The 25738-nt window shown below is 74.1% G+C and carries 25 protein-coding genes; 11 read left to right on the forward strand and 14 right to left on the reverse strand.

Annotation, left to right across the window (positions count from 1 at the left end; translation table 11 throughout):
* The first annotated feature begins 4 nt into the window (after window positions 1-4).
* The gene (locus tag ACEQ2X_RS02100) at window positions 5-1138 is read left to right on the forward strand and encodes an ABC transporter permease (protein WP_370324093.1); all 1134 of its coding nucleotides are present in this window, start codon (window positions 5-7) and stop codon (window positions 1136-1138) included.
* Complete coding sequence (locus tag ACEQ2X_RS02105; protein WP_370324094.1) at window positions 1135-2298, forward strand: ABC transporter permease; 1164 nt, start codon at window positions 1135-1137, stop codon at window positions 2296-2298. Before ACEQ2X_RS02100 ends, ACEQ2X_RS02105 begins: the two co-directional genes overlap by 4 nt.
* On the opposite strand, the gene ACEQ2X_RS02110 is transcribed toward ACEQ2X_RS02105, so the two are convergent.
* The 3 genes from ACEQ2X_RS02110 to ACEQ2X_RS02120 all read right to left on the reverse strand — a co-directional run bounded on the left by ACEQ2X_RS02110 (window position 2291) and on the right by ACEQ2X_RS02120 (window position 7009).
* Complete coding sequence (locus tag ACEQ2X_RS02110) at window positions 2291-4411, reverse strand: prolyl oligopeptidase family serine peptidase (protein WP_370324095.1); 2121 nt, start codon at window positions 4409-4411, stop codon at window positions 2291-2293. The two genes, ACEQ2X_RS02105 and ACEQ2X_RS02110, sit on opposite strands and share 8 nt — an antisense overlap.
* Before the next feature lie 17 nt (window positions 4412-4428).
* Entirely contained in the window at window positions 4429-6270 is a 1842-nt protein-coding gene (locus ACEQ2X_RS02115) for a hypothetical protein (RefSeq protein WP_370324096.1), read from the reverse strand.
* Between the two features lie 211 nt (window positions 6271-6481).
* Window positions 6482-7009, reverse strand: coding sequence for a LysM peptidoglycan-binding domain-containing protein (locus tag ACEQ2X_RS02120; RefSeq protein ID WP_370324097.1), 528 nt, complete (start codon window positions 7007-7009; stop codon window positions 6482-6484).
* Window positions 7010-7102: 93 nt separating this feature from the next.
* Between ACEQ2X_RS02120 and ACEQ2X_RS02125 the strand changes: the two genes are divergently transcribed.
* Together ACEQ2X_RS02125 and ACEQ2X_RS02130 are read left to right on the forward strand one after the other, a co-directional pair.
* Window positions 7103-7828 (forward strand): hypothetical protein, encoded by a 726-nt coding sequence (locus tag ACEQ2X_RS02125; RefSeq protein ID WP_370324098.1) that lies wholly within the window; start codon window positions 7103-7105, stop codon window positions 7826-7828.
* Window positions 7825-8136, forward strand: a complete 312-nt coding sequence (locus ACEQ2X_RS02130; protein WP_370324099.1) for a hypothetical protein — start codon at window positions 7825-7827, stop codon at window positions 8134-8136. The genes ACEQ2X_RS02125 and ACEQ2X_RS02130 overlap by 4 nt, the downstream gene beginning before the upstream one ends.
* Before the next feature lie 28 nt (window positions 8137-8164).
* Here ACEQ2X_RS02130 and ACEQ2X_RS02135 read toward each other — a convergent pair whose 3' ends face one another.
* From ACEQ2X_RS02135 to ACEQ2X_RS02155, 5 genes are read right to left on the reverse strand one after another with little or no spacing between them, the layout of a single operon-like run.
* Window positions 8165-8743 (reverse strand): molybdenum cofactor guanylyltransferase, encoded by a 579-nt coding sequence (locus ACEQ2X_RS02135; protein ID WP_370324100.1) that lies wholly within the window; start codon window positions 8741-8743, stop codon window positions 8165-8167.
* A gap of 16 nt (window positions 8744-8759) precedes the next feature.
* Window positions 8760-8942 carry a hypothetical protein gene (locus ACEQ2X_RS02140; RefSeq protein ID WP_370324101.1) on the reverse strand — a complete coding sequence of 61 codons (183 nt, stop codon included), beginning with the start codon at window positions 8940-8942 and terminating at the stop codon, window positions 8760-8762.
* On the reverse strand, window positions 8939-9760 hold the full coding sequence (locus ACEQ2X_RS02145) for a maleylpyruvate isomerase family mycothiol-dependent enzyme (RefSeq protein WP_370324103.1): 822 nt from the start codon (window positions 9758-9760) through the stop codon (window positions 8939-8941). The genes ACEQ2X_RS02140 and ACEQ2X_RS02145 overlap by 4 nt, the downstream gene beginning before the upstream one ends.
* Window positions 9757-10608, reverse strand: coding sequence for a lysophospholipase (locus ACEQ2X_RS02150; RefSeq protein ID WP_370324104.1), 852 nt, complete (start codon window positions 10606-10608; stop codon window positions 9757-9759). Before ACEQ2X_RS02150 ends, ACEQ2X_RS02145 begins: the two co-directional genes overlap by 4 nt.
* 30 nt (window positions 10609-10638) lie before the next feature.
* Window positions 10639-11193, reverse strand: coding sequence for a DUF2087 domain-containing protein (locus ACEQ2X_RS02155; RefSeq protein ID WP_370324105.1), 555 nt, complete (start codon window positions 11191-11193; stop codon window positions 10639-10641).
* Window positions 11194-11256: 63 nt separating this feature from the next.
* Here ACEQ2X_RS02155 and ACEQ2X_RS02160 point away from each other — a divergent pair, with 63 nt between their 5' ends.
* Complete coding sequence (locus ACEQ2X_RS02160; RefSeq protein ID WP_370324106.1) at window positions 11257-12570, forward strand: MFS transporter; 1314 nt, start codon at window positions 11257-11259, stop codon at window positions 12568-12570.
* Window positions 12570-13160, forward strand: a complete 591-nt coding sequence (locus ACEQ2X_RS02165; RefSeq protein ID WP_370324107.1) for an ABATE domain-containing protein — start codon at window positions 12570-12572, stop codon at window positions 13158-13160. The genes ACEQ2X_RS02160 and ACEQ2X_RS02165 overlap by 1 nt, the downstream gene beginning before the upstream one ends.
* Window positions 13161-13176: 16 nt before the next feature.
* On the opposite strand, the gene ACEQ2X_RS02170 is transcribed toward ACEQ2X_RS02165, so the two are convergent.
* Window positions 13177-14025, reverse strand: coding sequence for a sulfurtransferase (locus ACEQ2X_RS02170; protein ID WP_370324108.1), 849 nt, complete (start codon window positions 14023-14025; stop codon window positions 13177-13179).
* Window positions 14026-14188: 163 nt separating this feature from the next.
* Here ACEQ2X_RS02170 and ACEQ2X_RS02175 point away from each other — a divergent pair, with 163 nt between their 5' ends.
* Together ACEQ2X_RS02175 and ACEQ2X_RS02180 are read left to right on the forward strand one after the other, a co-directional pair.
* Complete coding sequence (locus ACEQ2X_RS02175; protein ID WP_370324109.1) at window positions 14189-15916, forward strand: DUF885 family protein; 1728 nt, start codon at window positions 14189-14191, stop codon at window positions 15914-15916.
* Between the two features lie 63 nt (window positions 15917-15979).
* Window positions 15980-17797 carry a BCCT family transporter gene (locus ACEQ2X_RS02180; protein WP_370324111.1) on the forward strand — a complete coding sequence of 606 codons (1818 nt, stop codon included), beginning with the start codon at window positions 15980-15982 and terminating at the stop codon, window positions 17795-17797.
* 10 nt (window positions 17798-17807) lie between these two features.
* Here ACEQ2X_RS02180 and ACEQ2X_RS02185 read toward each other — a convergent pair whose 3' ends face one another.
* Genes ACEQ2X_RS02185 through ACEQ2X_RS02195 form a run of 3 tightly spaced genes read right to left on the reverse strand, consistent with a single transcriptional unit; the run spans window position 17808 to window position 20713 of the window.
* Window positions 17808-18938, reverse strand: a complete 1131-nt coding sequence (locus ACEQ2X_RS02185) for an NAD(P)/FAD-dependent oxidoreductase (RefSeq protein ID WP_370324112.1) — start codon at window positions 18936-18938, stop codon at window positions 17808-17810.
* Entirely contained in the window at window positions 18938-19738 is an 801-nt protein-coding gene (locus ACEQ2X_RS02190; RefSeq protein WP_370324113.1) for an enoyl-CoA hydratase/isomerase family protein, read from the reverse strand. The genes ACEQ2X_RS02185 and ACEQ2X_RS02190 overlap by 1 nt, the downstream gene beginning before the upstream one ends.
* Before the next feature lie 18 nt (window positions 19739-19756).
* Complete coding sequence (locus tag ACEQ2X_RS02195; protein ID WP_370324114.1) at window positions 19757-20713, reverse strand: DMT family transporter; 957 nt, start codon at window positions 20711-20713, stop codon at window positions 19757-19759.
* A gap of 98 nt (window positions 20714-20811) precedes the next feature.
* On the opposite strand from ACEQ2X_RS02195, the gene ACEQ2X_RS02200 reads away from it, so the two are divergent.
* From ACEQ2X_RS02200 to ACEQ2X_RS02210, 3 genes are read left to right on the forward strand one after another with little or no spacing between them, the layout of a single operon-like run.
* The gene (locus tag ACEQ2X_RS02200; protein WP_370324115.1) at window positions 20812-21960 is read left to right on the forward strand and encodes an acyl-CoA dehydrogenase family protein; all 1149 of its coding nucleotides are present in this window, start codon (window positions 20812-20814) and stop codon (window positions 21958-21960) included.
* 42 nt (window positions 21961-22002) lie between these two features.
* Window positions 22003-22863 carry a neutral zinc metallopeptidase gene (locus ACEQ2X_RS02205; RefSeq protein ID WP_370324116.1) on the forward strand — a complete coding sequence of 287 codons (861 nt, stop codon included), beginning with the start codon at window positions 22003-22005 and terminating at the stop codon, window positions 22861-22863.
* Window positions 22864-22889: 26 nt separating this feature from the next.
* Window positions 22890-23432 (forward strand): pyridoxamine 5'-phosphate oxidase family protein, encoded by a 543-nt coding sequence (locus ACEQ2X_RS02210; RefSeq protein ID WP_370324117.1) that lies wholly within the window; start codon window positions 22890-22892, stop codon window positions 23430-23432.
* A 166-nt stretch (window positions 23433-23598) separates the two neighbouring features.
* Here ACEQ2X_RS02210 and ACEQ2X_RS02215 read toward each other — a convergent pair whose 3' ends face one another.
* Complete coding sequence (locus ACEQ2X_RS02215) at window positions 23599-24042, reverse strand: hypothetical protein (protein ID WP_370324118.1); 444 nt, start codon at window positions 24040-24042, stop codon at window positions 23599-23601.
* Window position 24043: 1 nt separating this feature from the next.
* Window positions 24044-25672 (reverse strand): glucose-6-phosphate isomerase, encoded by a 1629-nt coding sequence (gene pgi, locus ACEQ2X_RS02220; protein ID WP_370324119.1) that lies wholly within the window; start codon window positions 25670-25672, stop codon window positions 24044-24046.
* Window positions 25673-25738 lie beyond the last annotated feature (66 nt).

The following is a 25738-nucleotide window of genomic DNA, read 5'->3' on the forward strand; positions in this document are numbered from 1 at the left end:
CGTCGTGCGCACCGCCCTCGTCATCGCCGCCCGCGACCTGCGGTCGCGGCTGCGGGACCGCTCGGTCCTCATCTCCGCGCTGGCCGCCCCCTACGCCCTCGCGCTCATCCTGACCCTCGCCCTGTCCGGGTCCGGCGACTTCACCACCAGCTACGGGCTGGTCGTGGAGGACGACGGCGCGGTGGGCGAGGCGTTCACCGCCGCCGTCACCGGCCCCGAGGTCACCGCGTTCGCCGAGGTGACGCGCTACGACTCCACCGCGGACGCCGAGCAGGCGCTGGCCGACGGGGACGTCCGCGCCGCCTGGGTCGTGCCGGCCGGGCTGTCCGCGCAGGTGCAGGCCGGCGGCACCGCGGCGGTGGAGATCGTCACCACACCGGCCGAGACGGTCACCGCCGATGTCGCCGAGTCCATCGCAACCGGCTTCGCCGCCGACGTGCAGGCCCGGGGGCTGGCCCTACGGCTCGGCGCGGACCCCGAGGACGTCGGCGCGACCGCCCCGGCGATCACCATGGAGCAGGCCACCGCCGAGGAGGCCACCGACGTCGCCGCGTCCTACTTCGGACCGGCGATGGCGACGTTCTTCGTCTACTTCCTGATCGCCATGGGCCCCCGCTCCCTGCTGCGCGAGCGGCGCCAGGGCACGCTCGTCCGGGTCCTCAGCGCGCCGGTCAGCCCCCGGTCGGTGCTGCTCGGCAAGGCGATCGGCGTGGTCGTCAGCGCGTTCGCGGCGCTGGTGGTCCTGTGGCTGGCGACGACCGCGATGCTCGGGGCCGACTGGGGCCACCCCCTCGGGGTGCTCGGCATCTCGGCGGCCTTCGTGCTGGCCGCGGCCGCGATCGCCGCGTCCGTCATGACCGTCGCGACCACCGAGAAGCAGGTCGAGGGACTCGTGTCGATCGTGGCGTTCACCTTCGCCCTCCTGGGTGGCAACTTCTTCCACCTCAGCGAGATGCCCGCCGTGATGCGGACCCTCTCGCGGCTGACGCCGAACGGCTGGGCGATGGACGGCTTCAGCGAGCTGATCGCCGGCGCGTCGGTGACCTCGATCCTCCCCAACGTGGCCGTCCTCCTCGGCATCGCGGTCGCCTTCACCGCGCTCGCGCTGCCCCGCACCGCGAAGGTCGTGACGCCGTGACCCTCCCCTCCACCGCGATGACCGTCCACGCCGTCGTCCGCGCGAACCTCCTCCGCCTGGCGAGGGACCGTGCGGCGCTGTTCTTCCTGGTCCTGCTGCCGCTCCTGATCGTCTTCGTCGTCGGGCTCGCCTTCGGGTCGGGGGACCAGGTGATCCGCATCGCCGCGACCGCCCCCGACACGCCGTTGGCCGCCGACCTGCTCGACCAGCTCCGCGCCGACGACGCCCTCGAGGTAGTCGTCGCCGACGGTGCCGAGGCGGTCCGCGTCGCGGTCGAGCGCGGCGACGCCCAGGGCGGGGTCGTCGTCGCCGACGGCTACGACGCGGCGCTCGCCGCCGGGGGCCAGGTCACCGTCGAGCTGATCACCGACGACGCCGAGGGCGTCGGCGCGGTGGTCGGCCAGGCCGTCGCCGGTGCGGTCGCCCAGGCCGACGCCCGCGTCGTCGCGCTCCGCGCGGCCGGGGTCGACGACCTCGCCGCCGGGCTCTCCCGGCTCGACGGCGTCGACCGGTCGCTGACCGTCGACCGCCGCCTGCTGGCCGAGGACGCCGCCGGCCTGCCGCGCGGGTACGACGCCACGGCCGGCCAGAACCTGATCCTGTTCGTCTTCATCACCGCGCTCGCCGGCGGGGTGCAGCTGATCGAGAGCCGACGCCTGGGCGTGACCCGCCGAAGCCTCGCCGCTCCCGTCCGCAGCGGCACCCTCCTCGTCGGCGAGTCGATCAGCCGGTTCGTGATCGCGATGGGCCAGGGGCTGGTCGTCATCGTCGGCACGGTCGTGCTGTTCGGGGTCGAGTGGCGGAACCTGCCGGTGACCCTGCTCCTCCTCGCGATCTTCGCCCTCGTCGGCGCCGGCGTCGCGATGCTGCTCGGGGCGGTCATGTCCAACGACGAGCAGGCGGATTCGCTGATCGCGCCGCTCGGGATCGGCCTCGGCATGCTCGGCGGCTGCATGTGGCCGCTCGAGGTCGTGCCGGGCTGGATGCGTGCGGTGGGCCACGTCACCCCGCACGCGTGGGCCGTCGACGTCCTGAACGACCTGCAGGGGAGGGGAGCGGGCCTGGCCGACGTCGCCGGCCACCTGGCGGTGCTCGGCGTCGCGGCGGTGCTCCTGCTGGCGGTCGCCGGGGTGGCGCTGCGACGGCGGCTGGTCAGCTGAGGGATCGTCGGAGGAAGTCGAGCTGGTGGAGGAGGAGGTTCGCGTTGACCTCCTCGTCCGGGGTGAAGTGGGTCACCCCCGACAGGGGCAGCACCTCGTGGGGCCGCCCCGCCTCGAGCAGCGCACGGCTGAGCCGGAGCGTGTGGGCGCTGACGACGTTGTCGTCCGCCAGGCCGTGGATCAGCAGGAGCGGGCGGGTCAGGGCGGGCGCGTCGCCGATCAGGGACGAGGCGTCGTAGGCGCCGGCGGCGACGTCGGGGTGGCCCAGGTACCGCTCGGTGTAGTGGGTGTCGTACAGGCGCCAGTCGGTGACGGGCGCGCCGCTGACGGCGGCGTGGAACACGTCCGGGCGGCGCAGCACGGCCAGGGCCGCCAGGTAGCCGCCGAACGACCACCCGCGGATCGCCACCCGCTCGAGGTCGAGGACGCCGGGGTGCTGCTCGTCGGCACGTCGCAGCGCCGCGATCTGCCCCTCGAGCGGCGGTCCGGCCATGTCGCCGGCGATGCGGGCGCCCCAGGACAGCGAGTGGCCGGGGCTGCCGGGGCCGTCGGTCACCAGGACCGCGAAGCCGTTGGCGGCGAACCAGGCCGACGTCAGGTTCGCCGCGCCGGCGGCGACCACCCGCCGCGCACCGGGACCGCCGTAGGGGTCGACGAGGACCGGCAGCGGACCGTCGTCGGGCGTCCACGTCGACGGGACGAGGAGGATCGACACCGGTTCGTCCTGGCCGCCCACCGGGCCGTGGACCACCACCGGCAACGGCGGCGCCTCGACGGCGGCGGAGGGGATCGTGACCGTGCCGTCCACGGTCGTGGTGACGGCGGTGGTGCCGGGGGTGCGCTGGGTGATCGCGATCCGTCCCCCGCCGGTGGTGGCGGCCGCGACGCCGTTCAGCTCGCTGATGACGGTCGTGGCGCCGGACCCCGGGTCGATGCGGGCCACGACGGTGCACCACGGCCGTGCGCGGACGTGGGCGGTGACGACGATCCCGTCCGGCTGGGCGTCCACGATCGAGGCGATCATGAGGGCGGTGTCGCCGCAGGGCTGGCCGTCGACCTCGAGTCGGCGCGTGTCATCGTGCGCCTGCGCGGCCTGGACGACCCGGACCAGGCGACCGTCGGGGAGCCAGGTGGGGCTGCCCGCCACGAGCTCGATCCACGGGACGTCGTGCTCGACGGCGACCTCGGTGGTCTCGCCGGTGGTGGTGTCGACGGTCCGGATGCCGACGGTCTGCTGGTCGCGGCTCTGCACGACCAGCGTCGGGGGACCGGCCTGCCCCCACACGACGTCGGCGAGGTACTCGTGGCCGTCGGCGTCCCACGAGACCGGTGTCGAGGACCCGTCGAGCTGGACCAGCGCCAGCTGGACCCGCGCGTTGTCGGTGCCGGCGGCCGGGTAGCGGATGGCGGTCGGCCGGGCGGCCGGATCGACCGGCGAGGCGATCCACCACTCGCGGACGCCTGACACGTCGACCCGGGCCACGAGCAGGCTGCGGCCGTCCGGGGCCCACCAGTAGCCCCGCGTGCGGTCCATCTCCTCACCGGCGACGAACTCGGCCAGGCCCCACGTCACGTGGGGGTCGCGGTCACCGACCAGCCGCCGCGGGGCCGAGGTGCCGTCGCGCCTGACCACCCAGAGCGCGCCGTCCTCGACGTAGGCGACGTGCGTGCCGGTCGGGTCCGGACGGGGGTCGACGACCGGGCCGTCGACGGCCAGCTGCTCGACCTCCCCGCTCGCGGCGTCGCAGACCAGCAGCTTCCCGCCGAGGGGGACCGCGACGTGGCGCGCGTCGGCGTCGCAGGCGTAGGTGACCACGCCGCTGCCGCGCTCGCGGGCGCGCTCGCGCCGGGCGCGCTCCTCCGGCGGGATGTCGGCGTCGTCGGCACCGACGGTGGCGGGGTCCAGCAGGACCCGCTCGCCCTCGCCGTCGAGCACCCAGAGGGACTGCGCCGGCGCGTCCCCCGTGCCGCGGAGGAACAGGACCCGGTCTGCGGCGACGGTGAGGTGGCGGGGGACCCCCAGGCTGAAGCCCTGCGTGCGGGCGTGCAGCCGGGGGAACTCCGGGTGGGCGCACGCACTCGCGGCCTCGACGGCACGCACGTCGTCCGACATCGCCCGCCCCTCCCGGCTCAGGATCCCGTGGTGCCCGGCTCGTGGTCCGGCGCGTCCGCGGACGCGGTGGCCGCAGCCCCGGCCGCGTCGGGCTCGCTGCCCGACTCGGGTTGTGGCACCTCGGGGGCCGCGGAGGGCTCCGCGGGCTCGGGCGCCGAAGCAGCGGGTTCCCCGTCGGTCGCCGGCGGCGGCGTGGCCGAGGGCCGGTCCGCCGGTGCGGTGGCCGGCCGGCTGTCGGGGGCGCCGCTGGCCGCAGTCGGCGGGGGGTCCTGCGCCGGGCCGGCCAGCGCCGCGACGGCGGCGTCGATCGCCGCGCCGGGGTCCTCGTCGGTGGCGAAGTCGCCGCTGGCGGCCGGCTCGCCCTGGCGGGGGCAGCGCTGCTCGTGACCGGGCCGGACCCACGTCCACGCCTGGCAGGCCTGGCAGCGCGTCTCGGGCCGGACCATCGGGTTGCCCTCGAGCACGAGGGGGAGGTGGATCGCGTCGAACCCCGCGCAGACGAAGGCCTCGTACGCCTTCTCGCCGAGCATCCGGTTGCTCGCGGCGACGTCGTCGAGGATCTGCTGGGGATCGAGGTCCGCGCCGTCGTCGACCATGCGCTTGATCAGGTCGGCCGACTCGGGGCGTCCGAGGTCCAGGCCCTCGAGGGTCGGCACGGTGAGGGACTCCGGCATCGGCACCTCGACGCCGAGCCGCTGCCAGCGGGTCCACTCGCTGAGCCCCGTCGCGCGGTCAGCGGCTGCCGCCGCGCGGACGCGTTCGCCGACCCGGGAGGTGAGCTGCTGGCCGTGGCCGTGGTCGTGCGCCCAGGCCATGATCGCGCCGATGTCGGGGGCGTCCAGGTCGACCCGGTCGATCAGGGCGGAGACCTGCTCGGGGTACTGGTCGGTCGCCATCTGGAGCGTGGCCACGGTGGCCGGGAGCCGGTCCGCGTGGGCGCCGAGGGCGGCGTCGACGGCCTCGGGGATCTCGACCCCCGCGTCCTTCAGCGCGGCCGCTTCGGCCAGCCAGCGGTCGGACGGGTCGTCGGGGACCTCGACCACCACGCCTGACGACTTGCGCGCGAGCGCCGCCATCACGGCGGGGCGCTGGCGGATGGCCGGCCCCATCGGCTCGAGGATCTCGGTCAGCCACTTCCAGGGCAGGCCGGTGGCCCGGTCGATGTCGGCGGCGACGCGGTCGGCGTCGCCCAGCAGCCCGAGGTGGGTCGCGGTGCGCAGCTTGGCCTTCGCGCGCTCCTGGGCGCGCTGGCGGGCCTGCAGCACCGGCTTGCACTCCTCGGGGAACGCCTTGAACAGGTCCCACAGGAAGAACAGGTCCTGGTACCGGCCGGTGGCGGCGCTCGCGATGAAGTGGCGGCACAGCGCCTCGGCCCCGAGCAGCGCGCCGGCGGTCACCGGTGGCACCTCGGTGATGATCGCCTCGCGGTGCTTGCGCGCCATCCGCGACAGCTTCGGGTCGGGGTCCTGGACGTAGGCGAGGGCCGCCGCGCTGGTCGTCCCGATCCGCCGGACGACCTCGGAGGGGTCGGGACCGGACGGCTTCTTCTTCTCCTTCGGCTTCTTCTTCTTGTCCTTCTTCGGCTCACCGGCTTCGGCCGCGTCGGCGGGGGGCGCGTCGGTGGAGGGCGCGTCGGTGGAGGGCCCGGGGCTCCCCTGCTCTGCGGCCTCCGGCTCGGCAGGCGCCTCCGGCTCGGCAGGCGCCTCCGGCTCGGTGGCTGCCTCGGGCTCAGCAGGTGCCTCGTCCACCGCGGGTTCGGGCTCGGCGGGTGCCGGTGCCTGCGCCTCGACCGCCTCGGGAGCGGGGTCGGTGCTGGTGGGGTCGGTGGGTCGGGGCTGGTCGGACGGCGATGCCGTCATGGGAACCTCCTGCCTTTCGCGAGCACCGTGGCTCGCAGCCGGGACCATGTGATCTCGCGGTGCGGGAGGACGTCGGGCTGTCGTGAGGCCCTTCGGCACGTGGCCACGTCCGCCGGCGCGAGGGTCGTGATGGACACCTACGTAGTCGGGATGTGGCCGTGAGGATACTCGACCCGGCCACCGGGGTCGTCCGCGCGCGAGGTGGTGGCGGCTACTGGCCGCTGTCGGGGTTCTCCGGGATGATCAGCTCCTGGCCGACCTGGAGGGGCGAGCTGCCGCCCAGGTTGTTGGCGCTGGCGATCACGCCGAAGGCGGTGGGGTCCCCGTAGACCGCCTCGGCGATCGTGGACAGCGTGTCGCCCGACTGGACGGTGTAGATCCGGTTGCCGCTGTCGTCGGTCTGGGTGTCCGCCGGCGTGGTCCCCGGTCCCTCCGTCCCGCCGTCCGTCGTCTGCCCGCCCGTCCCCTCGGTCCCACCGCCGGTGGGGGCCGCGGAGTTCCGCGCCTCCTGCAGCTGCTGCTGCAGCTGGGCGATGGTGGTCGTCCGGCTCTCGAGCTCGGACCGGGTGGTCGTCAGCTCGCTCTCGACCGCGTCGAGCTCCGCCTGGTCGACGCCGCCGCCCCCGCCGGTGCAGCTGCCGAGGATGAAGGCGAGGATCAGCGCGGCCGCGAACACGGCGATGCGACCCCAGAGGATGCGTCCTCCGAAGTCCTCGGCTCCCTCGTAGTCGAAGTCCATGGATCCCTAGTATCCACGGATCGACACGGCATTCGAGGAAGCAGGACGTGTCCCGGTCGCACGGGGGTCCTCTGACGTCTACCCTCCGCCGCCATGTTGGACCGCGAGTGGGTCAGCCTGACGGACCCCGAGGAGCCGCACGACCGGTACCTCTTCGACGTCTCGTTCCTGACCTCGTCGTACTCCTGCATCTACGGCCAGGGCTGCCCCGGGACCGCTGGCATCGAGGGCGACGACCGCGGCTGCTGCCGCTTCGGCGCGCACTTCGTCGACGACGAGGACCGCGACCGGACGATCGAGATGGTCGACGTGCTCGGGCCCGAGTACATGCAGCGCCACGCGCTCGCGTCGCGCCGGGGGATCATCGCCACCGAGTCCGACGGCAGCGAGCGCACCCGCATGGTGGAGGGGGCCTGCATCTTCCTCAACCGCACCGGCTGGACGCGGGGCCCCGGCTGCGCTCTGCACCAGTACGCCGTCGACCGCGGCGAGCACCCGGTCGACTACAAGCCCGAGGTCTGCTGGCTGGTGCCGCTCCGCCGCGAGATCGAGACCGACGTGGCCGACGACGGCGAGGAGCGCGTCACCACCGTCGTCACCAGCTACGACCGCGGGGCCTGGGGGCCCGGTGGGTCGGACTTCGCGTGGTGGTGCACCACCGACGACGACCGTGCGTACGGCGGCACCGAACCCGTGTACCGGTCGATGCGGCGTGAGCTGACCGAGATGACCACCCCGGCGGTCTACGCCGAGCTGGTCCGGTACCTCGAGGGCCGGATGACCAGCCGCCGGCTCCTCCCGCTGATGCCCCCGACGTGACCGGTCACGACGAGCGCCGGCTCGCCGCACCCCAGCTCCGCGAGACCGCCGACATCTGGTGGGATTCCGGCACCGACCCGGTGATCACCTGGGACGCCTCCGGCCGCCGGTTCTGGCTGGCCGACGGCGCCGGCGCCCACCACCGCCTCACCCTCGCCGTCCTGGGCGGCGACCCGCCCCTCGACCCGCTGGCGGTGGCGACCGCCCTCCGCGACGGCCTGGCCGCGTGCGACTTCCCCCCGACCGAGACCGGCGTCCCCGCCGACCGCGCCCGCGCCACCCTCCGGGCCGCCGGTCTGACGGTCTGACGGTCTGACCCACCGCCCACCGCTCGGCTCAGCCGCGCAGGTCCTCGGGTCTGTTGAGGTTCCGCGCCCACCGGGCGTGTCCGGACAGGGCGGACGAGGTGGCCTCGTCGAGGACGGTCGCGCCGAGGGCCTCGGCGGCCCGCGCCACCGACCGCACGCCGTCGGCGACCAGCACGGCCAGACCCATCGCCGCCGTCGCGGCCCAGACGGCGTGCAGGGGTTGGGGTCGGCCGTCGGCGGAGGGGATGAGCGCCGGCTCGCCGGCCCAGCGGTCGGCCAGGGCACCCAGCAGCCCCGGGTCCGGGTCGGCCAGGTCCACGGCCAGGACGGCGGCGAGGTCGTGCTCGACCGCGACCAGGCCTGCGACCAGGCCGCCGAGGGGGCCGACGTCAGCCGGACGGTCGGGGACCTGCGGCACCGCGACGTCGGGGATCCGCCGCGGTCCCGAGGCGACGACGACGTCGTCGGCGACCTGGCGCAGGCAGCGGACCGCGCGATCGACGAGGCGCGCGCCGTCGACGGGGATGAGGGCCTTGTCCCGCCCCATCCGCCGTGACGCCCCCCCGGCCAGCACGACGCCGGAGATCCCCGCGGTGCCGACCGTCACGTGCGCGCCACCGCCCTCAACGCCGCGCCACGAGCCAGCTCGCGACCAGGTAGGTGACCACGGCGACCAGCGCGGACGCGGCGAGGCGCAGGACGGTCACCTGCCCGGTGACGGCGAGCGTGGCGAGGTCCCCGACGAACAGGCCCAGGCCGAGGGAGATCGGGAGGTAGCGGATCCGCCCCACCGGCCGCTCGCTCACGAGAACATCCGGGCCGTCGCGAGCCGGGACGCCTCCCCACCCGTGGTCACCAGGCCCGCCGCGGCGGCGGCGCCCTCGTCCAGCCGCCCGGTCATCAGCAGGCTGAACACCGCTGCCGGCGCCTCGAGCACGTCCTCGGCGGGCACGTCGCCCCAGCGCCCCCGCCCGTCGACGACCACCGCGGTGCGGTCCCAGCGGAGCGGGTCGCCGAGCACCACCCGCACCGCCGCGCCCTCCGGCGCGGCGGCCTGGCGGCTGTGGAGCCACGGGATCCGCGCCGCGACGTAGGTGTGGCACTCGACGGCCGCGCGGCTTCCGTCGGCGAGGTCGGCGGGCACCCCGAGTGCCGTCGAGAGGTCCCACAGGTGGTGCCAGAGGTCGAACATCCGGACGGCGAACAGGTCCCGCTGGTCAGTCGGGCCGAGCGGCCCGACCGCGTCGCCGGTGAGGTCGTCGAGCGCGGCCAGCCCCTCCACCTGGGCCCGTGCCGCGCGGTCGAGCTCCTCGCGGAGCCGTCCCGGCGACCAGTCCCGGCGGGCGGCGACGTCCCGCTCCATCTGGGCGTCGAGCGCGGACATGCCGGCCGGCGGCGCCCACCCCTCCGGGATCGCGGGCTGGTCGAGACCCGCGAAGCGGGACGTCGCCCCGGTCACGTGCGCGACGAGGTCGTGGACGTCCCACGCCGGGCACGGGGTGGGACGGTGCCAGGTCACGGGGTCCCCGGTCGCGAGCGCGCCGTCCACCACCGCGGCCACCCGGTCCCACAGGGCCTCCGCCGCCGCGGCGGCCTCTGCGGGCGCGAGGGCGGCGTCGCTCACGAGGCCGTGGAGCGGTCCGCCACCCGCTCGTCCAACCAGGCGATCACGTCGGCGATGACCCGGTCGCGCTCGGGCTCGTTGAACACCTCGTGGTACAGGCCGTCGTAGGTCCGGAGGTCCACCACCTGGGACCCGAGACCGGCGGCCAGGTCCTCGGCGCCGCTGACGGCGGCGAGCCGGTCGGCGGTGCCGTGCACGATCAGGGTCGGCTCGGAGATGCGCTCCGCGCGGGGGAGGTGGGTGCGCTCCAGGGCCAGCAGCGTCGCCCCGGTCCCCGCGGGGATGCCGCCGTGGAAGACCAGGGGGTCCTCCTCGTAGGCCCTGACCACGGCCGGGTCACGGCTGACGTCCGATGCCGGCAGCTTCTGGGTCGGGACGCCCGGCAGCAGGCGGCCGAGCCACGGGGCCAGGGCCCGCAGGGGCGCGGGCACGTCGCTCGCGTTGCGGAGGAAGGGCCCGCTCAGCACGACCGCGGCGACCTCGCGGTGGTGCCCGCTCAGGTGGTCGATGACCGCCGCGCACCCCATGGAGTGCCCGAGCAGCACCTGGGGGAGGTCCGGCAGCGCCCGGGCGACCTGCTCGCGGAACAGGGCCAGGTCGGTCCCGAGGAGCCCCATGTCGGTCACCAGCGCGCGGGACCCGCCCGACCGGCCGTGCCCGCGGTGGTCGAACGCCGCGACCGCGAAGCCGGCGTCGCACAGGGCCTCGGCGACGTGGGCGTACCGCCCGGAGTGCTCGGCGAAGCCGTGGGACACGACCACCACCGCGCGGGGGTCGGGCGGCCGCCACGTCTGGGTGAAGATGGCGATGCCGCCGGCGGTCAGGAACTGGTCCTCGGTGTGCTCCATCGACCCCGCAGACTAGGTCAGCGGGCCGGGTCAGACGTCGACTCGTCCGCCCGCCCGCCAGTACTCGCCGCCCGCGCGGTCCATGAAGCCCTCGTCGACGAGCGCGCGCCGCAGCGCCGCGTAGTCGGGGTGCCACAGCGACAGCACCCCGTTCACCTCGGCCTCGGGGTAGCGGCGGCCCGGCTCGAACTCGAGCGCGAGCCGCTCCAGCACGACCAGCCGGTGGGACCGCTTGGCGGGGATCTCGGTCAGCCGGTTGCCGCTCGCGTACCGGGCGATGACGTCCCGCTCGTCCGCGGTCAGGCCGAAGAACACCCGGGCGGCGGGGGCCGGCGGGGACGGCAGCTGGTCCGCGACGGCGACCAGCCCCTCGTCGCGCAGGTGCCACCGGGCCCCGGACACCTTCTCCACCAGCCCGTCGACGGCCAGCAGGCCGATCCACTCGAGCACGTCGCGACGGGCCGCGCCGGTCTCCTCCACCAGCTCCCCGGTGGTGCGGTCGGCGACCGCGAGGAGGCCGAGCACCCCGAGGCGCCCCCGGTCCAGGGCGAACTTCGCGTACTGCTCCGGCGTCATCGATCCCATCTTCTCCGCCCCTCGCAACCTCGCGCCTTGACGACGGTAAACAGACTGATTTACCGTCACCCGATGCGATCGACCCGCGACGGCCGCCGCCCGGCCCTCGGTCCCGAGGTCCGGGACGTGGTGCTGGCGCGGCTCATCTCCTCCACCGGGGCCGAGGGGGCGTTCTTCCTCGGTCTGTGGGGCAAGGCCGCCTACGCCTTCGACGGCACGCCGGGTGAGCTCGCGCTGATGAGCGCGCTCGTGGCGCTCGGCGCGATGGCCGGCAGCGTCATCGGCGGCGTCGCCGTCGACCGCTTCGACGCCCGTCGCGTCGTGCTCGCGGCCGAGGGGGTCTTCGTCCCCGCCACGCTGCTGCTGATCGTCGCGCGCGACATGCCGACGCTCCTCGCCTTCGGCATCGTGTCGTGGCTGGCCGGCGCGGTGCTCGAGACCGCGATCGTGTCCCTCCCACCGGTGCTGACGACGCCGGAGCGACTGGAGCAGGCCAACGCGCGGCTCGAGTCGGCGAACTGGACCGCCCTGATCATCGGTCCTGCCGTCGCCGCGCCGCTCGTGACCGCCTTCGGGGTCGACAGCGTCTTCCTGTTCGACGCGCTGACGTCGGTGGTCGCGCTGGCGCTGATCGCCAGGATCCACCTGCCCGAGCGGGAGGAGTCGCCGACGGCCGGCGGGCGCGAGCACGCCTCGTCGCTGCGCCAGACCCTGGACGGGCTGGCCTACGCCGTCGGATCACCGCCCATCCGGTTGGCGCTGTACCTCGGCGCGCTGATCGAGGTGGCCTTCGGCATGTTCGTCGCGCTCGAGCCGCTGTTCTTCCGCGACGTGGTGGGGGTGGGGGTGGAGGCGATCGGCTACGTCAACGCGGTCTTCGGCGCCGGCCTGCTGGCGGGGTCGCTCGGCCTCGAGCGGCTGGCGGGCCGCTGGTCCGGCTTCCGGACGCTGACCGGGCTGGTCGGCCTCTCCGGCATCGGCGGGGTCCTCTACGTGGCCACCCCGTCGCTGGTCACGGTGCTGATCGGCGCGGTCGTGTGGTCGGTCCCGCTCGGGGCCGCCCTGCCCCTGGTGCGGACCCTCGCCCAGCAGCACGCCGATCCGGCCTACACCGGGCGGGTCATGGGGGCGATCGGCATGGTGGCCTCCGGTCTCGCGATCATGCCGCTCGTCGTCGCCCCCGCGCTGGCTGCCGCCCTCGGGGTGCAGGGGGTGCTGATGGCCTCGGCGAGCATCGCCCTGATCGGTGCGCCGTGGGTCCTCGGCCGTGCCGCGCGGCTGGACCGCGATCGACCCGCGGGCGTGCCCCACGAGCCGCACCCGCCGGTGGCCGCCCCCTCGCCCAAGGGGATGCCCTCGCCGACCCCGGATCTGGACCCCACCTGATGCCGGTCGACGTCGAGGCCCACGACCTCCCCCTGCTGGGCGAGCGGCCCGCGGTCGAGCTCGCCAACTCCCTGTACGAGGGTGAGGAGGTCGCGGATGCCCTGGCCGACCCCGCGATCGCGCAGGCGTGGGTCGAGGCGGTGGCGGCGGGGGAGGGGTGGGACCCACCCGCGCCCCACTCACCCCCCGACGTGGCAGCGCTCCGCGGCCTGCGCGACGCCGTCCGCGTCCTCCTCCTCGCCGTCGTCCACGGACGGCCGCCCGATCCGGCCGCGCACGCCGCGGCGGTCAGGACCCTCAACGACGACGCGGCGGCCGCCACGCGGGTGGTCGCCCTGGACTGGCCCTCCGGCGGCACACCCCGGGCGACGGCGGCGGTCACCGGCGCGGGCCCGGCGGTGCTGCGCTGCGCGCTGGCCGGGGACGCGATCGCGCTCCTCACCGGCGAGGACCGCCTGCGGCTGCGCCGCTGCGCCAACCCGCCGTGCCCGATGGTGTTCGTCGCCCAGCACGGCCGGCGGCGGTTCTGCCACCCCGGCTGCAGCCACGCGGTCCGCCAGGACCGCTACCGACGCCGCCGCGGGAGCTGAGGCGTGGCGGGCTGCGCTACCGCTCGACGGGGACGTCGACCAGGGAGCCGTACTCGGTCCAGGACCCGTCGTAGTTCCGCACCCGGTCGTAGCCGAGGATCTCGTGCAGCACGAACCAGGTGTGCGCCGACCGCTCGCCGATGCGGCAGTACGCGACGATCTCATCGTCGCCGGTGAGGCCCTTGCCCTCGTAGATCTCCCGCAGCTGGTCGGCGGGCAGGAACTCCCCGGTGTCGGGGTTGACCGCGGTGCCCCACGGCACGTTCGCGGCGCCCGGGATGTGGCCGGGGACCATGGCGGCCTCGCCCGGCAGGTGCGGCGGCGCGGTCGTCTCGCCGCTGAACTCCGCGGGAGAGCGGACGTCGATCAGGGCGGTCCCCTCGGGCGCGCCGACGAACTGGGCGAGGACCTGCTCGCGCCGCGCCCGGATCGCGGGGTCCGCCTCGGACGGGGTGTAGCCCGACGTCGGCGTCACCTCGGTGGGGTCCGAGGTCAGCTCGCGGCCCTCGAGCTCCCACTTCTTCCGGCCGCCGTCCATCAGGGCGACCGCGTCGTGCCCGTAGACCTTGAAGTACCAGTAGGCGTAGGCGGCGAACCAGTTGTTGTTGCCGCCGTAGAGCACGACGTGGGTGTCGCGGGTGATGCCGCGCTCGTCCATCAGCCGTGCGAACCCCTCGGCGTCGAGGAAGGTCCGGCGCAGCGGGTCCTGCAGGTCCGCCTTCCAGTCCAGCCCGACCGCACCGGGGATGTGGCTGCGGCTGTACGCCTCGATGTCCTCGTCGACGTCCACGACGCGGACCTGCGGGTCGTCCAGGTGCTCGGCGACCCAGTCGGTGCTGACCAGCGCATCAGGGTTGGTTGGCATGTGGTGTCCTGCTCCCTCCGCACGCGCGTGCGGTCGTCGTCACAGCGGGCTCGGCGCGACTGTAACCACGTCCCCGGTCGCCGAGGCAGTGACAACGGTGGCAACGCGCCCGGCGTCCCGGCAGAACCGTGCGAACCGCCGGCGGGGATATCGTTCGGATCCGATGGCCCTGCCCCCCTCCCCGACGGCCGACCAGCCGGCCAGCGCGACGCTGGCGGAGCTCGCCGAGGCGTACCACACACACCAGATGGCCGCCGACCCGCTGGCCGCGACCTACCACGGGCTGGTCGCGCACCGCGACGCCCTCCCCGACGTGACCGCCGAGGGGCAGGCGGGCATCCGCCGTCGGGCGGAGGCGCTCCGCACCGCCGTCGCGCACGTCCCCGCCCATGGCCTCGACGCCACCGAGCGCACGACCCGGTCGATGCTCCTCGAGCTCCTCGGCTGGGAGATCGCGGAGCTGGACCAGGGGTGGGTGGAGTTCAGCGTCGACGCCTTCGACCACGGGCCGCAGGTCGAGCTGCTGTTCGTCCTCTCCCGCGTCGACGTCGATGACGCCGCCGCGGCCGACGACCTCCTCACCCGCCTCGCCCAGGTCGGCACCCACCTCGACGCGGCGCTCACCCGCCACCGCGACGGCCTGGACGGCGGCAGGTCCCCGGTCCACCGGGGCGTGAGCGCCGCCATCGCGCAGTGCCGCGCGACCGCCGCGCAGCCCGCCGGCGACGCGCACCTCCTGGCGCCGCTGCGCGCATGGGAGGGCCTCGACCCGACCCGACGCGCCCGGGCCGAGCGGCTGTGGACCCACGTGGTCGCCCCGGCGTTCACCCGCTACGCCGACGGGTTGGCCGCCGACGTCGAGCCGCACGCCCGACCCGACGACCGGGCGGGGCTGTGCTGGCTGCCGGGCGGCGACGAGCTGTACGCCGCCGCGCTGCGGCGCTACACCACCCTGGGAGACCCCGACCCTGACGAGATCCACGCCACCGGCCTGCGCCTCGTCGCCGCCCTCGCCGCGGAGTACGCCGAGATCGGCAGCCGCGCCCTCGGGCTGGACGACCTCGCCGCCATCACCCACCGGCTGCACACCGACCCCGACCTCGACTACGCCCACCCCGACGAGATCGTCGCGCACGCCCAGCAGCTCGTGGACATGGCCGCCGACCGCGTGGGGGAGGTCGTCGGCCGCCTGCCCTCGACCCCCTGCGTGGTGCGGGCGATCCCCGAGGTGGAGGCTCGCGGCGCGGCGGCCGCGTTCTACCAGGTGCCGGCGGACACCCGCCCGCACGGGACGTACTGGGTCAACACCACCGACCCGGTCCTCGCCCGCTGGAAGGCGGAGGCGACCGCCTTCCACGAGGCGTCCCCAGGGCACCACACCCAGCTCGGGCTGCAACGCGAGCTGGACCTGCCGACGTTCCGGCGCTTCGGAACCCTCCTCAGCGGCTACGCCGAGGGGTGGGGCCTGTACACCGAGCGGCTGGCCGCCGAGATGGGCATGTACTCCGGCGACGTCGCCCTGCTCGGCATGCTCGCGACCGACTCGATGCGCGCCTGCCGGCTGGTCGTCGACACCGGACTGCACCACCTCGGCTGGTCCCGCCAGCAGGCCATCGACTACATGCGGGCCAACTCCCCCCTGCCGGCCGGCTCGGTCCGCGCCGAGATCGACCGCTACGTCGTCTACCCCGGACAGGCCTGCGCCTACGCGCTCGGGCGCCTCGAGATCCAGCGGCTGCGCGCCGACGCCGAACGGCGGCTCGGCCCGGCGTTCGACCTGCGGGCCTTCCACGACGTCGTCCTCGGCCAGGGCAGCGTCCCGCTCGGGGTGCTGGCCGACAACGTCGAGGCATGGGCGGCCGGCAGGTCGGGTACGGACGGGGACGGCTGACGGGCCGGGCTGCTGATCCCGCGCGCCGCAGCTGTCCACGACCAGCGGCGGAGGCGACAGCACATGGCGAGGCAGACCGACCGGACCGACCAGGCACAGACCTACCGCGAGCAGGTGGACGCCGACCGGGAGTCCCGGTTCCACGCGATCCACGACCGACCCCGCTTCCACGGCCTCCAGGTCGATCCCGAGGTCGACTTCTACCCGGAGGTCCGCGACCGCGAGCCGGGCGACACGAACATCGTCGCCAAGGGCTTCGACCTGCACCCGTGGGTCACGTTCGTCTCCGCGGGGCTGCTGGCCGTCTTCGTCGGGCTGACGCTCGCCTTCCCCGAGCAGACGTCCTCGGCGTACGAGGCCACCCTGAGCTTCACGACCGAGCGCTTCGGCTGGTTCCTCATCGTCACCGCCAACATCCTGGTCGTCGCCGCGATCTACTTCGCGCTCAGCCGCTACGGCAAGATCCGCATCGGTGGCCCCGACGCCCAACCGGAGTTCACCCGGCCCGCCTGGTACGCGATGCTCCTCAGCGCCGGCATGGGGATCGGCCTGATGTTCTGGTCGGTCGCCGAGCCGATCAGCCACCTGGGGGAGCCCTCACCTGCCTTCGACGTCCAGCCCGGGACGGAGGCCGCGGGCGAGGCGGCGTTGTCCACCACCTTCTTCCACTGGGGCCTGCACCCGTGGGCGATCTACGCGATCGTCGGTCTGGCCCTCGCGTTCTTCGCCTACAACCGCGGGCTGCCGCTCACCTTCCGCTCGGTCTTCTACCCGGTGCTCGGCCGTCGGATCTACGGCGGGTGGGGCAACGCGATCGACATCCTCACGGTCCTCGCGACCCTCTTCGGGCTGGCGACGTCCCTCGGCCTCGGCGTCGGGCAGGCCGCCGCCGGCCTCGAGTTCCTGTTCGGCTGGGAGAGCGGCACCTCCACCCAGGTGCTGATGATCGGCGGGATCACCGCCCTCGCGACCCTGTCGGTCGTGGCCGGACTGGACCAGGGCGTGAAGCGGCTGTCCCAGCTGAACCTGATCCTCGCCGGCGGGTTCCTCGCCTTCATCGTGCTGGTCGGACCGACCCTCTTCCTGCTGAGCGCCCTGACCCAGTCCCTCGGCTTCTACATCCAGGTGCTGCCCGAGCAGGCCTTCTACGCCCAGGCGTTCGCCGACTCCGACTGGCAGGGCACCTGGACGGTCTTCTACTGGGGCTGGTGGATCTCCTGGTCACCCTTCGTCGGCATGTTCATCGCCCGCGTGTCGAAGGGCCGGTCGGTCCGGGACTTCATCAGCTCCGTCGTCGTCGTCCCGGCGATCCTGTCGTTCATCTGGATGGCGGTGTTCGGCGGTGCGGCCCTCGACGTGCAGCTGAACGGCATCCGCGACCTGGCCGGCGCCGTCGACGAGGACGCGGCCACGGCGATGTTCGAGATGCTCCAGGCCTTCCCGCTGACCGAGGTGGCGTCGATCATCGCGATCCTGCTCGTGACGTCGTTCTTCGTCACCTCGTCGGACTCCGGGTCGCTGGTCGTCGACCACCTGACGAGCGGCGGGAAGCTCGATTCGCCCCGCCCCCAGCGCGTCTTCTGGGCGGTCATGGAGGGGGTCATCGCGGCGGTGCTGCTGATCGGCGGTGGGCTCGAGGCCCTGCAGACCGCGGCCATCTCGACCGGCCTGCCCTTCGCCCTGGTGCTGCTGTTCATGCTGTGGAGCATGCGGCGCGCCTTCGACGAGGAGCTCGACCTGCTCGAGGGGCACTACGACGCCCGCCGGTACGCCTCGCGGCACGAGACGCTGCTCGAGGGCGAGTACCCGAGCCTCGGCACCGACGCCACCCACCCGCACGCCGAGGAGGAGGCCGAGGAGGCCGACCGGGCCGTCAGATGACGGCGCGCCGTCAGATGACGGCGGTCTCGACGGTCAGGTCCCGGCCCCGGAAGCGCTCGATGCGGAACGGCGCGATGTCGAGGGTGTGGGCCCGGCCGTCGAGGACCTCCTCGGCGATCAGCCGCCCGCACCCGGGTGCGTGCATCACCCCGTGGCCGCTGAACCCGCAGGCGTTGACCCACGTCGGCGCCGCGGGGTCGCGGCCCAGCACCGGGCTGTAGTCGGGCGTCACCTCGTAGTAGCCCCACCAGGAGGCCTTCGCGTCGAGCTCCTCGTCGGCGAACCACGGGTAGCGGTCCGACAGCGCCTCGACGATGGGGTCGAGGTGGTCCCAGTTGACGCCCTCGAGGAACCCGGTGGGGGCGTCGTGGTCGTGGTGGCCGATCAGCAGGCGGTCGCCCTCGGAGCGGAAGTACACGCCGGACGGCACGTCGATCGTCAGGGGGAGGGGACGCGCCCGCGACCGGGGGGCGGTGACGAACACGTCGTTGCGGAACGGCTCGACGGGCACCTCCAGGCCGGCGTAGCCCGCGACCTGCTGAGCCCACGCCCCGGCGGCGTTGACGACCACGTCGACGTCGACGGTCCCCTCCGTCGTGGTGAGGCGCCACCCCTCCCCCCGCGGCTCGGCGCCGACCACGGTCTCGAGGCGGTGGAAGACCGTCCCCTCCTCCCGCGCGTGCTGCATCAGCAGCTGCGTCGACCGGTCGGGGTCGACGAACCCGTCCTCGGGGCCGAAGGTGGCCCCGGCGATGCCCTCGGGGTCGAAGTCGACGATCCGCCGGGCCTCCTCGACGTCGAGCACGTCGACCGAGGCGCCCTGCTCGCGCTGCATCGCCACCTGGTCGAGCCGCTCGTCCCACTGCTCCGGCGGGACCAGGAACAGGTAGCCGTGGGGGGTGTAGCCCGAGTCGTTGGCGCGGTACCAGTCGAGGGCCAGGAGCGACAGGCGGACGTTGTGCGGCGTGGCGAACTGGGTGCGGAACCCGGCGGCGCTGCGGCCCGTCGAGCCCATCGCCACGCCCTCCTCCCGCTCGATGACGGTGACCTCCGCACCGCGGGATGCCAGGTGGTAGGCGCAGGACGCGCCGACGATCCCGGCGCCGATGACGGCGACGCGCGGTGCGGTTCGCGTGGTCACTACCGGCCCACGTAGGTCGGGCGCTCCTTCGCGACGAACGCCGCCACGCCCGCGCGGGTGTCCTCGGTCGCGGTCAGCGACGCGATCGACTCCGACTCGTCGGCCATCTGCGCCTCGAGCGGCTGGTGGTAGGCGGTCCGCAGGAGCGCCTTCGCGCCGGCGTACGCCCGGGTCGGGCCGGCCGCCAGCTGCTGGGCGAGGGCCATCGCGCGGTCGGCCAGCTCCCCGTCGGGCACGACCTCGGTGACGAGCCCCCACTCGAGGGCCTCGGTGGCGCTCAGCCGCCGGTTGGTGAAGACGAGCTCCTGGGCGCGGCGCAGCCCGACGAGGCGGGGCAGGTACCAGGAGCTCGACATGTCCGGCGTCAGCCCGGCCGCGGTGTAGGCCATCGTGAACGCGGCGGACTCGGCCGCGATGACCAGGTCACCGCCGAGCATGATGCTCATGCCGCCGCCGGCGGCCATGCCCTGCACGGCGATGACGACCGGGGCGGGTCCGCGGGACAGCCGCTCGGCGGCCGCGTGCGCGTAGGCGGTCAGGGTCCGCAGCGCCCGACCCATCGCCTCGGCACCCTCCTCTGCTGCGCCCGCGAAGTACTTCAGGTCGCCGCCGACGTGGAACGTCGGCCCCTCGGCGTCGATCAGCACGGCGCGGACGGCCGGGTCGTGGGCGATCTCGGCGGAGACCGCCTCGAGCTCGCGGCCCTGGTCGAGGTCGAGGGCGTTGTGGCGGTCGGGCCGGTTGAAGGTGACGTGCGCCACCCCGTCGGCCAGCTCGTAGCGCAGGCGGGTCAGGTCCATGGCGGCACCGTAGTGGATCTAGACCGGGGGAGGGACGCCCAGCTCGTCCTCAACGGCCGTCTCCTCCGACGCCGAGACGACCTCGGCCGGTCGGCGCTGGGCCAGGTAGACCCCGACGACCAGGATGGCTGCGCCGGCGAAGACGTTGGGGCCGAACCGCTCGCCGCGCACCAGCGCGCCGGCGATGAGCCCGACGATCGGGACCAGGTAGGTGACCATCGACGCGTTCGTCGCCCCGACGCTGCCGATCAGCGTGAAGTAGATGATGAACGCGACACCGGTCCCGAGCAGCCCGAGCGCGAACAGGGCCAGGGCGGGCCACAGCGAGAGGTCGAGCGGCGCGGGCGGCGGCCCCTCCAGCGCCAGCGACAGCACCGTCATCACCACCGCACCCGCGACCAGCTGGGTGCCGACCGCGGGCAGCGTCTTGACCCGACCGGAGATCTCCTTCCGGGTGATCACGCTGCCGAGCCCGTAGGCGAACGGCGCGACCGCGGCGATGACCAGGGCGAGCAGCGGCCCGCCGGCCGAGACCTCCCCGCCGATGATCACGATCGAGCCGACGGCGGCCACCAGCAGGCCCACGACCCGTGCGGCGTAGAGGCGCTCGATGCCGGTCAACACGGCGAGGACGAGCGTCGCCGCCGGCGTGGTGGCGTTCAGCACGGCGACCAGCCCGGAGTCGAGGGACTGCTGCGCCCACGCCTGCCCGAACCAGCCGGCGGCGGTGCCCGCCACCCCGATCAGCGCCAGCGCTGCGAGGGTCCGCCGTCCGGCGGGGATGCGCAGCCCGCGCAGCACGACGATCACCACGAGCAGGGCGCCACCGATGCTCAGCCGGCCCGCGACGACCCAGCCGGGCGGGATCTCCTCCACCGCGGTCTTGATGAAGAGGAACGAGTTGCCCCACAGCAGCGCCAGCAGCACCAGCAACCCCGCGTCGCGCGGGGTGAACGACGAACGACCAGCAGCCACCGCGCTCCCCTCTGTCCCGACGCCCGGGCGGGCGCCAGCCGACGATGATCGCACGGCTGGCATGCTGTGCCCGCATCCGACCAGACCGGAGGACCGCGATGCAGCGCAGCCTGTTCACCGAGGAGCACGACCTGTTCCGCGACACCGTGCGGGGCTTCGTCGCCGACCGGGTGGTCCCGTCCCACGACGACTGGGACGACGCCGGGATCGTGCCCCGCGAGCTGTTCACCGGCGCCGGGGCGCTCGGGATGCTGGCCCTGCAGGCCCCCGAGCGGTTCGGCGGCGGGGGGATGGCCGACTTCCGCTTCAACCAGGTGCTGCTCGAGGAGTTCCACTACGCCGGTGTGGCCCCGGCGGGGTTGTCGCTGTCCCTGCACAACGACATCGTCCTGCCGTACTTCACCGAGCAGGCGTCCGAGGACCAGCAGGCGCGGTGGCTGCCCGGCATCTGCACCGGCGAGACGATCACCGCGGTGGCGATGACCGAACCGGGGACCGGGTCGGACCTGGCGTCGGTCGCCACGACGGCACGGCGCGACGGCGACCACTACGTGGTCAACGGGTCGAAGACGTTCATCTCGAACGGGATCAACGCCGACCTGGTCGTCACGGCGGTCAAGACCGATCCCTCGAAGCGGCACGCAGGGATGTCGCTCGTGGTCGTCGAGCGCGGGATGGAGGGGTTCGAGCGGGGCCGCAACCTCGATAAGATCGGCATGCACGCCCAGGACACCGCCGAGTTGCACTTCTCCGACGTCCGGGTGCCGATCGAGAACCGGCTGGGGGAGGAGGGGGAGGGGTTCACCATCCTCACCGCGAACCTGCCCCAGGAGCGGCTGGCCATCGCGATCAGCGGCGTCGCGGCGGCCCGGGCGGCCGTCGACTGGGCGCTCGCCTACGTGAAGGAGCGGACCGCGTTCGGCCGGCCGATCGGGGACTTCCAGCACACCAAGTTCGTGCTGGCCGAGTGCGACACCGAGGTCACCATGGCCGAGGTCTTCACCGACACCTGCGTGCTGGCGCTGAACGCCGGGTCGCTGTCGGCGGCGGACGCGAGCCGGGCCAAGTGGTGGTGCACCGAGCTGCAGAAGCGGACGATCGACCGCTGCCTGCAGCTGTTCGGCGGCTACGGCTACATGCGCGAGTACCCCATCGCGAGGGCGTACGCCGACGCCCGCATCACCACGATCTACGGGGGGACGACGGAGATCATGAAGACGATCATCGCGAAGGACCTGGGGCTGTAGGGCACGGTTCGACGAGCGCCTCGCGGGGGGAGGGTGCGAGCCATGCGCTTCCAGCGTCGTGGCCGCCTGTCGTCGAACATCGAGGACCGGCGGGGGCGTGGCCGGGCCGCAGCGGTCGGTGGCGGGGGCCTCGGCATCGTGGCCGTGGTCGCGTTCCTGCTCGTCAACCTCCTGAGCGGCGGTGACGTCGACCTCGGCGGGGTCCTGTCCCAGCTGGAGGCGCCGGCACCCGCGGGGCAGGGGGAGTCCATCCCCACCGGCGGCGAGGCCACCAGCGACCTGGACGAGTTCGTGTCCTTCGTCCTCGACGACGTCCAGGCGTTCTGGGACGAGCAGTTCGCCGCGTCCGGCCAGCGCTACGACGAGGCGGTGCTCGTGCTGTACGAGGGCGGCACCGGCACCGCCGGGTGCGGCTACGGGTCCGCGACGGCCGGGCCGTTCTACTGCCCCGCGGATCGGAAGATCTACCTGGACCAGTCGTTCTTCCGCCAGCTCGCCGACCGCTTCGACGCGCCGGGCGACTTCGCGCAGGCCTACGTCCTCGCCCACGAGGTGGCCCACCACGTCCAGAACGAGCTCGGCATCTCCGACCGGGTCCGCGCCGAGCAGCAGGCCGACCCCGACGGCGCGAACGAGCTGTCGGTGGCCCTCGAGCTGCAGGCCGACTGCCTCGCCGGGGTGTGGGGGTACGCCGCCCTCGACGCCGACCTGCTCGAGCCGGGCGACCTCGAGGAGGCCCTCGGCGCCGCCACCGCGGTCGGGGACGACACGATCCAGTCGGGCGCGGGCGCGGACGTCAACCCCGAGACGTGGACCCACGGGTCCGCCGAGCAGCGCACCCGCTGGTTCCGCACCGGCTTCGAGTCCGGCGACCCGAACCGGTGCGACACCTTCACGAGCTGATCCCGTCCCCCGGTACCGTTCCGCGGATGGGCAAGCGGTACGACCAGATCACCCCCGCGTTCGAGCGCTTCATCGCCGACCAGCACATCTTCTTCGTGGCCACGGCCGCGCCGGAGGGCCGGGTCAACACCTCCCCGAAGGGCATGGACACCCTCCGGGTCCTCGGACCGAACCGGATCGCCTGGCTGCAGGTCACCGGCAGCGGCAACGAGACCGCCGCCCACCTCGCCGTCGCGCCCCGGATCACGCTGATGTGGTGCGCCTTCGAGGGGCACCCGCGCATCCTGCGGGCGTACGGCACCGGGCGGGTCCTGCACCGCCACGACGAGGGGTGGGACGACCTCATCGGCCACTTCGACGAGCGGCCGGGCACCCGCCAGATCGTCGACTGCGCCATCGACCTGGTCCAGACCTCCTGCGGCATGGCCGTGCCCTACTTCGACCACGTCGGCGACCGCGACGACCTCGACCGCTGGGCGGAGGCCAAGGGCGCCGACGGCCTCGCCGCCTACTGGCAGCAGAAGAACACCACCAGCCTGGACGGCGCCCCGATCACGCTGCCGACGTAGCGGCCCTCCCCTCCACCGGTTGGAGGGGCGGGGGCGCCGGCGTCGGCGGGACCATCTGCACGTCGTCCGGTGGCGGCGCCGAGCCATCTGCACGTCGTCCGGGAGGGGGCCGGACGATGTGCGGTTCGGCGGCGAGGGGAACGTGAGACCGTGCAGTTGGGCGCGGTCACGGCCGGTCGACGGTGACCTCCGGGTGCTCGACCTGGGCGTCGAGAAAGCCGCCGTAGACGACCGCGACCTGGTCCAGCCACGGGTGCAGCCCGCCGGTGCGCAGCGCCTGCAGCCGCGCCACCGCGCCCACGCCGACGGCCGCGGCCAGCTCGCCGTCCTGCACCCCTTCGAGGTCCGCGTACCACCCGTCGTCGCCGACCTGCACCCACAGGTCGAGGCAGAGGCCGGGATCGTCGCCGCTGCGCGCCGCCACGTCACCGAACCACGTCGGGCAGCGGCGCCGGACCACGCCCACCAGCGGTCCGTCGCAGTGGAACAGCACCGAGCGGTCGTCGGCGTTAGACCGCTGGACCGGGAACCCCTGCGGGGCGAAGACCGGCTCGAGGCGGTCGATCACCGCCCGGGCGAACCCTGGCCGCCCCCGGGCGTCCCCCTCCACCTCACGCTCCCCGGGCGTCGCGGTAGCGCTGGATCAGGGCGTTGGTCGAGGGGTCGTGGTCGAGGTCGGCCGAGGGGTCGGCCAGCTCCGGGGTGATGGCCTTGGCCAGGACCTTGCCGAGCTCGACGCCCCACTGGTCGAAGCTGTTGACCCCCCAGATCGCGCCCTGCACGAACACCTTGTGCTCGTACAGCGCGATGAGCTGGCCGAGGACCGACGGGGTGAGCTCCGGCGCGAGGATCGTGGTCGTCGGCACGTTCCCCTCGAAGGTCCGGTGGGGGACGAGGCCCGCCTCGACGCCCTCCGCCGTGACCTCCTCGGCGGTCTTGCCGAACGCCAGCGCCTCGCCCTGGGCGAACAGGTTCGCGATCAGCTGGTCGTGGTGGACCTGGGCGTCGGGCAGGTCGTAGCCGGGGCGCAGGAAGCCGATCAGGTCGCACGGCACGGTCGTCGTCCCCTGGTGGATCAGCTGGTAGAAGGCGTGCTGGCCGTTGGTGCCCGGCTCGCCCCACACGATCGGGCCGGTCTCGATCCCCACCCGGGTGCCGTCGAGGCGGACGTGCTTGCCGTTCGACTCCATGTCGAGCTGCTGCAGGTACGCCGGGAAGCGCGCCAGGTCGTGGCTGTACGGCAGCACCGCGTGGGTGGGGAGGTCGAAGAAGTTGCGGTACCAGATCCCGAGCAGGGCCATCAGCACCGGGGCGCTCTCGCGCAGCGGGGTGTCCCGCAGGTGCTCGTCGATCGTCCGGAACCCCGCGAGGAACTCGCGGAACGCGTCGGGGCCGATCGCGATCATCAGCGACAGGCCGATCGCCGACCCGACCGAGTACCGCCCGCCGACCCAGTCCCAGAACCCGAACATGTTGTCGGGGTCGATCCCGAAGTCGCGGACCCCCTCGGCGTTCGTAGACAGGGCGACGAAGTGCGACGCGACCGCGTCGTCCGATCCGAGCGCGTCCACCAACCAGCCGCGGGCGGACCGGGCGTTCGTGAGGGTCTCGATCGTGGTGAACGTCTTCGACGCGACCACGAACAGCGTGGTCGCGGGGTCCAGGTCGGCGAGGGTCCGGGCCAGGTCCGCCCCGTCCACGTTCGAGACGTAGCGGCACTCGAGACCGTCCTGGCGGTGGGCGGCCAGCGCCCGGTACGCCATCGCCGGGCCGAGGTCGGAGCCGCCGATGCCGATGTTGACGATCGTGCGGATCGCCTCGCCGGTGTGACCGGTCCACTCGCCCGACCGCACCCGGTCGGCGAAGGCGGCCATGCGGTCGAGGACCTCGTGGACGCCCGGGACCACGTCCTCGCCGTCGACCGTGATCGACGCGTCCCGCGGAGCCCGCAGGGCGGTGTGCAGCACAGCGCGGCCTTCGGTGGTGTTGATCGGCTCCCCGGCGAGCATCGCGCGGATCCGGTCCTCCACGCCGGCGGCGTCCGCCAGCTCGACCAGCACGTCGAGGGTCTCGGCGGTCGCCCGGTGCTTCGACAGGTCCAGCACCAGGTCGCCGGCGGTGACGGTCAGGTCCTCGGCCCGGTCGGGGTCCCCGAACAGCTCGCGCAGGTGGATGTCGGCGAGCTGGGCGTGGTGGGCGGCGACTACCGCCCACTGCGGGGTGGTCTCGATGGCGGTCACGACGGTGGCACTCCTTCACAGGCAGGTGTCCCAACCGGTTCTACCGCGCCCGCCGCCGGCGCATGC

The organism is Euzebya sp., from assembly GCF_964222135.1.
Classification (GTDB): Bacteria; Actinomycetota; Nitriliruptoria; order Euzebyales; family Euzebyaceae; genus Euzebya.